Source organism: Ruminococcoides intestinihominis, from assembly GCF_040096285.1.
In the GTDB taxonomy this organism is placed as follows: Bacteria; Bacillota; Clostridia; order Oscillospirales; family Acutalibacteraceae; genus Ruminococcoides; species Ruminococcoides intestinihominis.
This window is the reverse complement of record NZ_JBBMEY010000056.1, coordinates 1-9,680: the sequence shown is the minus strand read 5'-3', so window position 1 is coordinate 9,680 and position 9,680 is coordinate 1. Positions and strand designations below refer to the sequence as shown.

The following is a 9,680-nucleotide window of genomic DNA, read 5'->3' as shown; positions in this document are numbered from 1 at the left end:
TACAAGCGACAGCTCCCTTTACACAAGGGAGCCTTATTTGCTGAAATTTAACACTTTACATTTAGCCCTACAAACCCAAATTTGCAAAACTAATTTATCGTAACGCAGAAACAAAATTGAAAACCCAAATTTATCATTCTAGCCTTTACCCATAATCAAAATTAAAAAACTAAAAATAAAAGAATTAAAAATTTTGCGACCTTTTGTGGGTTTGAAAAGTATTATATATAGAAGACCAAATAAAAGGTTAGCACAAATGCATAGAATAAGTAAAATTATTTAATATGAATATCTAAGAAAATAGATAAGCAAAAACAGTTAAGAAAAAATAGAATTAAAATGCTTAAATAAAATATGCAATAAATTAAAGTACAAGAGATAATAATCGTTCTCATACCCTTTCTTGAAATCCTCTCCGTTATGGGGAGGATTTCTTATAATCATAGAGAAATAATCTTAAATTTTATAATTAATGGGATAAAATAAAGTATAATGCTTTTATTGACTAATGCAGAAATATGTTATATATTGTAAACATAATTATGGAAGTAGGTTTAGGTATGGAAGAAAATAAAACTGAAAAGGACTTTTTCACATTTGATGAAGAAAATGTGGAAAAAGTTCCGAAGAAAAAGAAAACAAAAAAGCCTTTCTTTAAGCGACCTGCCGGTATTATTTTAATTGTTGTTTTGGTGCTGATTATTGGTGGTGGTGTTACTTGCTACGCACTGAGAAACCAAATTCTAAAGGCAATTTTAGGACCGGTAAATTATTATGTTTACAAAGAAGGTATGAATATTTCTGCTATTGCAAGTGAAGATTTTTCTGTAAAAGGCAACCTTGCTTTAGGTCAGGATTATAAATCTATTCTTTCATTTACAGGTGCTGATTCTTCCGACATTGCAGTTGATGTTGAAAGGTCAGTTGAAAAGGATAAGTTAAAGGCAGAGTTCAATGTTTTCAACATTATGGATTATGAGTTGCTTATTGACGGTAACTACCTTTCTTCTTCAATTAATGAGAGTGAGCCTTATGTTATAAATCTTAAGGAAAAAGCCCCTAAAAAGAAAAGTTCATCAAGTAACAAAAATAATAAGAAGAAAACTACTACTGCAACTGCAACTACAACAACTGCTACTTCAACAACAGTACCTACTACTGTAAATAAAGAAGATTATGAAGTAGGAAAAATTGAACTTGCAAAGTGGGCATATACATTCTCAAAGGAATGTATTTCAGGTAAAATCGAAGATGGTTTTATTAAGGAAAGCACCGAAGAATTTAAGGGTATGGAATGTGATGTAACTACCTTTACTTTCAACAACAAGCTGTTTGCCAATATACTTTCAAGTGTTGCAGATAAAATGAAATCCGATGAGGAAACTCAGAAGGTTACTAAGTATATTTACTACAATGTGCTGGGTGGTAAAAGTGATAAATTTGACCCTAAAACTATTGCAGAAACTTTAGAGGATAATGCAAAGAACCTTGCTAATAAAAAGGACAAGGATATTGTGTATAAGGTTTACTACTATGACAATGAGATTGTAAACAGAGTAAATGACAACACCAATATCGGTACATTTACAATAGGTGACAAGAAGTACCTTTCAATCGGTAACAAAAGCACTTTATATGGTGAACTGCTGATTAGTGATACTCCTAATGTAAGTGACATTAAGGTGGATAAATCAAAGGTACAGTCAGGTGGTGCAGAGTTTAAGGACTCTATAAATGGTATCTTCAAAACCTCAGTTTCATTTGTTCTTCGTTCAGTTTTAGGTGAAGATGTAGGTAAGGCAGTTGCCGATTATATAATGTAAACAGTAAATATTTCAATTGAGCAGTTTCTACAAAAAAGGAACTGCTTTTTTGTGTTTTAGTGGGTAGGTTGCAATTTTGTTGTTGATGTGTTATAATATTGTAAAACAATAGGGATTTTGCGGTGATTATATGGAAAATAAGCATTACAGAATTAAATATCACGCAATGAGTACAACAGGAAATGTTCGTAAAAATAATGAAGATAATTTGCTTTGTGACGGACATTCAAGAGATATAAATGATGAAGAAGATTTCTCTTATTATGGAGAAATTCTCAGTGACGATAGTAAAATCCTAGCTGTCTTTGACGGTATGGGTGGTGGAGAGCAAGGTGAGGTTGCTTCTTCAATGGCTACTGATGTTGCAAGGAATTATAACTTCGGGGACGAAAGCAAAAGCCTTTCAGACCATATACTTGAATGTGCAAAGGAAATGAACATCAAGGTTCATACTTATGCTGAAGAAAATCAGCTTGAGCATATGGGTACAACATTTGCCGGAATTGTCTTTGGAAAGAATGAAATTTCTATAGGCAATGTTGGTGACTCAAGAATTTATAAAGTGCGAAACGGAAAGATAGAACAGTTGTCTGTTGACCATGTGTTGCCGGAAGAACTTAAGTCTTTCAAAAATATTATTACTCAGTATGTTGGTATGGGTGAAGAAGAAAAGGAATTTTCACCGGCACTTTCTACAGAAGAGTATTGTAACGGTGACAGATATATTATTTGTTCCGATGGCTTAACAGAAAAACTTAATGATGAAGAAGTAGGGGTTCTTTGTCATGTAGCACAGTCGGTAACTGATGCATCGGATATTTTGGTTTCCCAAGCATTAGGGCAAGGAAGTAACGACAACATTACAGTTATTGTGTGTGAATTAGAGGAGTTAACAAGTTAGTACAACTTATGTATTTTCTTGTTAACTTTTTTATTATTACAAAATAGTCATAATCATTGATGAAATAAACTAGTTTTTGTATAATGAATTTATATGCAAAATATGTTTGATATTGTAGATATATAGAAAAATAAGATTGTATTTTAGGGCAGAGGTATTTATGGAGAATTATAAGGATGTAAAAATGGGCATTAGAAAATTAAACATTGCCCTATCTGTTACAGGTCGTGGCAGTGAAGGCAGAGATGAAGACAGCTATAGCTATTGTTTCAACGACAATGGTGGTTTTATCGGTGTGTTTGATGGCTTTGGTGAGATGGACTCAACTACATACTCAAAGCTAGGCACAAGAACCGGTGGCTATATTGCCAGTAGATTGGCAGCAGAAAGCACAATAAAAATGTTCCAAAACGGTAACTTTACTTTTAGTGAAATGGATAGCATTAAGCTGACTTCCGACCTAAAGAAATATATTGATAAGGTAAAGAAGAACTTTGCCGATAATCAGGATACTGCTTTAGTACCAACAACTGCAAGTATCATTGCTTGTGATTATAGCAAGAAAGACAGCATTATGTTTGAGTATCTTTGGGCAGGTAACAGTAGAGGTTATTTCCTTGACAAGAACGGTCTTTGTCAGATTACAGAGGATGATGTTGTTGAACAGATTAGTCCTATTGATGAAACTAAGAAACCAAGAGTTATTAACCTTGTAAATGCTGAAACTGACTTTAAGATTAATATTAAAACAGTCAGAACAGATGCACCTACTATTTTAGTAACTGCAACAGACGGTGCTTATGGTAGCTTTGCAACACCAATGGAATTTGAGTATGCTTTACTTTATACACTTAACAGAGCAAAGAATGTTGCTCAGTGGGAAAGCTTACTAAGAAGACTTGTTGGTGAATTTGCAAAAGACGACTTTGCTATTATGATTGTTGCATTTGGTTTTGATGATTTTAAGGACTTAAAGCACTACTTCTTTGAAAGAACAAAGAAGATGTTTAATGAATACATTGAGCCAATCTCTAAGGCAAAGGAAGAAAATTCCACTTCTAAAGTAGAAGAATTGTGGAATAATTATAAGGCAGATTATTATAGATAAGGAGAAGGTGATTTTCTTTGTGGATTTGTCCGAAATGTTCTCGTGAAAACGGCAATTCTTTTAATAGTTGTAAAGGTTGTGGATATGTTATATCTGAAGATGAAAAGATTATAGCTATTAATAATACCAAGAAACAACTTGCAGACTATAGCAGTAAACATACTGCTTACAAAAACACATATGGTCACACTTCTTATACAGGACCTAAGCTGGAGTATGATGAAGATGATAGTTATCTGGAAAACTACTACAGTGACGATATGTTTGATGATGACGAATATCATGAAAATAAAAAGTGGAAAGTATTTAAGCCTGTTTTGATTATTATTTTAATAATCTGTATCTTAGGTGGTGGCGTAATGTTCCTTGACAAAGAGGGCATTATCCATGTATTTTCCGATACAAATTATAAATATTCAAGTGTTGATGGTGGTGTTGAAATCACCGGTACAAAGAGTAGCGATGCTACAATTGAAATTCCCGACACAATTAACGGTAAGTCCGTTGTAAGCATTGCAGATATGGCTTTTGCCGAAAGTGACATTAAGTCCGTTACTTTGCCAAGTACACTTAAACGAATAGGCGAAAGAGCTTTCTTTAATTGTAAGTCACTTCATTATATTAAGTTACAAGACGGTATAACAGAAATCGGTGACAAGGCTTTTGCTTCTTGTAATAAACTTTCTGATATTTTTATTCCTGAAACAGTTACTTCTATCGGTGAAGATATAATGAAAGATAGCAACAATAGCTATATTCAAGGTGTACCCGGTTCTCAGTCAATGGTTTATGCTACAGAAAATGACATTAACTTTACACCAACTAACAAAAAGGGTGAAGCACTTAATGTTACACCTGTTAGAGTAAATGATGAAGAAACTTATACAACATCAAAGGCAGGTTACGGTGCAGGTTATTTATTTAGCTTTGTTCCTTATGAAAGTGCAAAGTACACAATTACTGTTGAAGCATCAATTGACGGTTATTTAAAGATTAATGACTTTAGTACAATGGGAAATGCCCAGACAGATGAAAGCAGTAGTGGCAAAAACCATACAACAACATTAACTGCTGACTTAAAGAAAGAAAAGAAATATTACTTTGGTATTGAGAATGAGGGTTCTGAACAAAACAAAAATATTGAATTCTCTATCAGTATAGAGCTTTATAACGATGAGCGTTCTAAGGCTGAATCAGTAGCAAAGAAATTCTTAGATAAAAACTATACTTTCACAGCTTATACAGATTTGTTCTATGACCAGCACAGTAAGTCAGGTTCCAGTCATTATCTGGAATGGAACACTAATGTTCAGAAGGTTGTTGACTATTATGTTGAAGACAGTGGTGCGATTTGGTTAGCTATTAAAGTTCCGGAAGGCTACAACACAAAATCCTATGATGAATATGGAAATGTAGTTGAACCGGCAACTAACTGGTGGCATAAGCTAGAGGAATAAGGAGGATTTTATGTTTTGTAAAAAATGTGGTAAGGATATTGATATAAACAGTAAAGTTTGCCCTAATTGTGGCGAAAAAACTAACTTTCTAAAGGGTATTGATGGTAGTGAAATGCCTGACCATCTAAAAACTTTTGAAAAAGAGATTAATGCAGCTTTTAACGGTTCACCTGTAGAGAAAGTTCATGAAGATGAATATGAAGATATTTCTTCTTATACATCTTCAAATACAGGTTTTATTCCTAAGGTTTCTACAAAAGAACCTCCTGTTGAAGATAAGAACATTACAAGTTCATTTGAAAAACCAAAGAAAAAGTCAAAGCCTAAGAAAAAGAAAAAAGAAGATTATAACGATACATATGTAGATGATAAACAGAGCAACACTTGGAAGTTTGTTGCAGGTGGTTGTGTGGTAGTAATTGTTATTTGCTTGATTATTATTTTTGTTGCATCATGTAATAGCAACTCAAAGCCAAGTGGAGGTACAACAACTTCAACTGTTCCTTCTACAGTATCTACAAGTACTGCGGCAAAGAATACAACTACTGTTCCTGCTACAACAGTTCCAACAACTGCACAAAGTGTTGATTCTTACATTCAGTCATCAACTGCTAACGACACTACAGCAGTACAGACAGCTCAGAGTTTCTATGCTGATATTGAAGATGCTTGTGCTAAGGGTGATTTAGCTAAGTTCAAGACTTACTTCTCATCAGCTTATACAGATGCTGAAATTGAAGAAATCTATAATCAGTACAAGGATACTTGTGCAGGTTACGAATCATTTATTGTAGGTTACACACAGACAGTTTCTTGTGACCAATATATCTATGTTTATATTGCATCAACAACTAATGCAACTACAGGTGATTATGTAGAAAACACATTTGTACTTTCTAAGGAAGACGGTACATTTAAGGTTGATGGCAAAACAGATGGTGCAAAGGCTTATTTACAACAAGTACCAACTAAAATGGCACAGTAATTTTACTGTTTAAGGAAAGTGATTTAGTGATAGTTTCAACTAAAGGAAGATATGCACTTAGAGTTATTATTGACCTTGCTATTAATGGCAATGATGAATATATTTCTCTTAAAGATATTTCAGAACGGTCGTTAATTTCAATGAAATATTTGGAAAGCATTGTGTCAAATTTAAATAAGCATGGTTTGCTTGACTCTTTGCGTGGCAAAAAAGGTGGTTATAAACTTAACCGACCAACCGGTGAATATACAGTAGGTATGATTTTAAAGGCCAGCGAGGGTTCTCTTGCACCGGTAGCTTGTGTAAATTGTGGTGATGTTCAGTGTAACGAAGCTCACGACTGCATTACTCTTCCAATGTGGAAAAAACTTGATAGTGTAATTGATAGTTACCTTGAAAGTGTAACTATTGAAGATTTAATTAATGGTAAAGTAGAGTAAAGTAATGGTCGGCTTAGTCCGACCATTCTTTGTGTAGAGGTGTAAAATGATAAGTCAGTATTCCCGTACAGAACTTTTGATTGGTTCTGATGGATTAGAAAAATTAAAGAATTCAAGAGTAGCAGTTTTTGGTGTTGGTGGAGTTGGTGGTTTCACCGTTGAAGCACTTGCAAGAAGTGGTGTGGGTACAATTGATATTATTGATAACGATACCGTATCTTTGACTAATATTAACAGACAGATTATTGCAACTCATTCAACAGTAGGTAAGTTGAAAGTTGATGTTATGGAAGAAAGAATTAAGGATATTTCCCCATCAACAGTTGTTAATAAGTATGATTGCTTTTTCTTACCTGAAAATGCCGAGAATTTCGATTTCAGACGATTTGACTATGTAGTTGATGCAATAGACACAGTATCCGGAAAAATCGGTCTGGCAGAAAAATGCAAGGAGTATAATGTAAAATTAATTTCATCAATGGGTGCAGGTAACAAACTTGACCCAACTGCCTTTGAAGTAACTGATATTTTCAAAACAAGTATGGACCCATTAGCAAGAGTAATGCGTGGTGCATTAAAGAAAAGAGGCATCAAAAAGTTAAAGGTTGTTTATTCTAAGGAGCAACCACTAAAGCCTTTGGAAAGTGAAGAAGTTACAAATAAAAGAACTGTCCCAGGTTCAATCGCTTTCGTTCCAAGTGTGGTGGGACTTATTATTGCCGGTGAAGTTATTAAGGATATTACAGGTTTTAACGGATAAAAAACAACAAATGAATATTTTATAAAGAATATACGCATAATTCCTATTGACATGTTAGGAATTATGTGTTATTTTATTCCTATAAAGTTTATAGGAAATAGGAGAGTGAAACCAATGTTAGTTTATGCTGATAATGCAGCAACAACAAAGATTAGTGATACTGCCTTAAATGCTATGATGCCAATGTTTGCAGATGTTTACGGTAATCCAAGCTCACTTCACTCTATTGGCCAAAAGGCTAAAGAATATCTTGAGGATGCCAGAGCAAAGGTGGCTAAGTGCATTAATGCCGAACCATCAACAATTTACTTTACATCCGGTGGTAGTGAAGCAGATAACCAAGCATTACGCTCAGCTGCTTATATGGGTAAGCGTAAAGGTAAAAATCATATTATTTCCAGTAAGTTTGAACACCATGCAATTCTTCATACTTTAAAGGCTCTTGAAAAGGAAGGCTTTGAAGTAACATTACTTGATGTTTATTCTGATGGTATTGTAAAACCTGAGGATGTTAAAAACGCAATTACAGACAAAACTTGTCTTGTTACTATAATGACTGCAAATAACGAAATCGGTACAATTCAGCCAATTAAAGAAATTGGTGCAATTTGTCACGAAAAAGGTGTACTGTTCCACACAGACGCAGTACAAGCCGTTGGACATATTCCGATTGATGTAAAAGAAATGAATATTGATATGCTTTCTATGAGTGGTCATAAGTTCCATGGTCCTAAGGGTGTTGGTGCTTTGTATGCTCGCAAGGGTATCTTGCTAACCAACATTATTGAGGGCGGTGCTCAGGAAAGAAAGAAGAGAGCCGGTACAGAAAATATGCCGGGTATTGTTGGTATGGCAGCAGCTTTAGTTGAAGCAACTGAAAATCTTGATAAGAATATGAAGTATGTAACTTCACTTCGTAACAAGCTGGTTGATGGACTAAAGGGTATTGAAAAGTCAAGACTTAATGGTAATATGGAACATCACCTTCCCGGTACACTTAATATGTGCTTTGAAGGTATCGAAGGTGAAGGTATCTTGCTATGGCTAGACCAAAAGGGTGTTGAAGCATCTTCCGGTTCAGCTTGTACAAGTGGTAGCCTTGACCCAAGCCATGTTCTACTTGCTATTGGTGTACCTGTAGAAATTGCCCATGGTAGTTTAAGACTTTCTATTAGTGAATTTAATACTGAAGAAGAGATTGACCATATTATTAAGGTTGTTCCTGAAGTAGTAACATATCTAAGAGGTATGTCACCTGTTTGGGAAAGAATGATGAAGGAGGAAAAATAATGGCTCTTTATAGCGAAAAGGTTATGGACCATTTTACTAACCCAAGAAATGTTGGTAAGATTGAAGACGCTGACGGTATCGGTGAAGTAGGTAACGCTCAGTGTGGCGATATTATGAAAATTTATATTAAAGTTAAGGATGATATTATTACAGATGTAAAGTTCAATACATTTGGTTGTGCATCTGCAATTGCATCATCTTCTATGGCTACTGAAATGATTAAGGGTCAGCCTATCAGCAAGGCTCTTGAACTTTCTAATAAAGCAGTTGTTGAAGCTCTTGATGGTCTACCACCGGTAAAGGTTCACTGTTCTGTTCTAGCTGAAGAAGCAGTTAAAGCAGCAGTTAAGGATTACTATGACAAGAACGGTATCTTCTATGAACCTGAACTATTAGCACCAAAGGGTTGCGTAGATTGTCACGGTGACCATCACTAATATATAATTAGTATTATTAAGGAGAGCATTATGCTCTCCTTTTTTATATTAAAAAATATTTTTTCATCTTTTTTATTTTTAGGTTAAATACAGTATTATATAAAGAAATATCAAAAAAGATTGAAAAAAGTGAAGTCTGAGAAATGGCATAGGAATGGGCTATTTAAGGTATTGGAAAATAAAAATTTAAAAAAAGTTGAAAAAAAGTGTTGACAAAGAGGCAAAATAGCCGTATAATAAAACACGTTCCGCTGAGGGAATGGAAAAACTTAAGAGAAATCGAGAGTAAGGAAGAAACTCAGAAGGAACAACGGACCTTGAAAATTAAACAACGAACAAGAAACCCGAAAATGACTTTGAGTTAAATGACTCAAGTTTTAAGGATAGTGAATGTGAACACTAAAAAAACACAAACACGCAAGTATTCAGAAATGAGCTTGACGATTTAATAAGATGTTAAACCGAAAGGTCTAATATAC

The 9,680-nt window shown here is 34.3% G+C and carries 9 protein-coding genes; all 9 read left to right on the top strand.

Going from position 1 to position 9,680, the window contains the following annotated elements; all coding sequences use genetic code 11:
* Window positions 1-542 precede the first annotated feature (542 nt).
* Window positions 543-1,823, top strand: coding sequence for a hypothetical protein (locus WMO18_RS09895; protein WP_367286574.1), 1,281 nt, complete (start codon window positions 543-545; stop codon window positions 1,821-1,823).
* Window positions 1,824-1,953: 130 nt separating this feature from the next.
* Complete coding sequence (locus tag WMO18_RS09890) at window positions 1,954-2,724, top strand: PP2C family protein-serine/threonine phosphatase (RefSeq protein ID WP_211148121.1); 771 nt, start codon at window positions 1,954-1,956, stop codon at window positions 2,722-2,724.
* 160 nt (window positions 2,725-2,884) lie between these two features.
* On the top strand, window positions 2,885-3,832 hold the full coding sequence (locus WMO18_RS09885; RefSeq protein ID WP_211148120.1) for a hypothetical protein: 948 nt from the start codon (window positions 2,885-2,887) through the stop codon (window positions 3,830-3,832).
* Between the two features lie 17 nt (window positions 3,833-3,849).
* The gene (locus tag WMO18_RS09880) at window positions 3,850-5,289 is read left to right on the top strand and encodes a leucine-rich repeat domain-containing protein (protein WP_211148119.1); all 1,440 of its coding nucleotides are present in this window, start codon (window positions 3,850-3,852) and stop codon (window positions 5,287-5,289) included.
* Window positions 5,290-5,299: 10 nt separating this feature from the next.
* Window positions 5,300-6,274 (top strand): zinc ribbon domain-containing protein, encoded by a 975-nt coding sequence (locus tag WMO18_RS09875; RefSeq protein WP_367286573.1) that lies wholly within the window; start codon window positions 5,300-5,302, stop codon window positions 6,272-6,274.
* Window positions 6,275-6,300: 26 nt separating this feature from the next.
* Window positions 6,301-6,714, top strand: a complete 414-nt coding sequence (locus WMO18_RS09870) for an RrF2 family transcriptional regulator (protein ID WP_022505361.1) — start codon at window positions 6,301-6,303, stop codon at window positions 6,712-6,714.
* A 46-nt stretch (window positions 6,715-6,760) separates the two neighbouring features.
* Complete coding sequence (locus tag WMO18_RS09865; RefSeq protein WP_211148117.1) at window positions 6,761-7,474, top strand: tRNA threonylcarbamoyladenosine dehydratase; 714 nt, start codon at window positions 6,761-6,763, stop codon at window positions 7,472-7,474.
* Window positions 7,475-7,588: 114 nt separating this feature from the next.
* Window positions 7,589-8,764 carry a cysteine desulfurase NifS gene (gene nifS / locus WMO18_RS09860; RefSeq protein WP_211148116.1) on the top strand — a complete coding sequence of 392 codons (1,176 nt, stop codon included), beginning with the start codon at window positions 7,589-7,591 and terminating at the stop codon, window positions 8,762-8,764.
* Window positions 8,764-9,201, top strand: a complete 438-nt coding sequence (gene nifU, locus WMO18_RS09855) for a Fe-S cluster assembly scaffold protein NifU (protein WP_022505358.1) — start codon at window positions 8,764-8,766, stop codon at window positions 9,199-9,201. Before nifS ends, nifU begins: the two co-directional genes overlap by 1 nt.
* Window positions 9,202-9,680 lie beyond the last annotated feature (479 nt).

What these genes read in the sequence shown, in the direction of transcription:
- WMO18_RS09895 (WP_367286574.1), top strand. Translation starts at nt 543, where the DNA reads ATGGAAGTAGGTTTAGGTATGGAAGAAAATAAAACTGAAAAGGACTTT.
- WMO18_RS09890 (WP_211148121.1), top strand. Translation starts at nt 1,954, where the DNA reads ATGGAAAATAAGCATTACAGAATTAAATATCACGCAATGAGTACAACA.
- WMO18_RS09885 (WP_211148120.1), top strand. Translation starts at nt 2,885, where the DNA reads ATGGAGAATTATAAGGATGTAAAAATGGGCATTAGAAAATTAAACATT.
- WMO18_RS09875 (WP_367286573.1), top strand. Translation starts at nt 5,300, where the DNA reads ATGTTTTGTAAAAAATGTGGTAAGGATATTGATATAAACAGTAAAGTT.
- WMO18_RS09865 (WP_211148117.1), top strand. Translation starts at nt 6,761, where the DNA reads ATGATAAGTCAGTATTCCCGTACAGAACTTTTGATTGGTTCTGATGGA.
- nifS (WP_211148116.1), top strand. Translation starts at nt 7,589, where the DNA reads ATGTTAGTTTATGCTGATAATGCAGCAACAACAAAGATTAGTGATACT.
- nifU (WP_022505358.1), top strand. Translation starts at nt 8,764, where the DNA reads ATGGCTCTTTATAGCGAAAAGGTTATGGACCATTTTACTAACCCAAGA.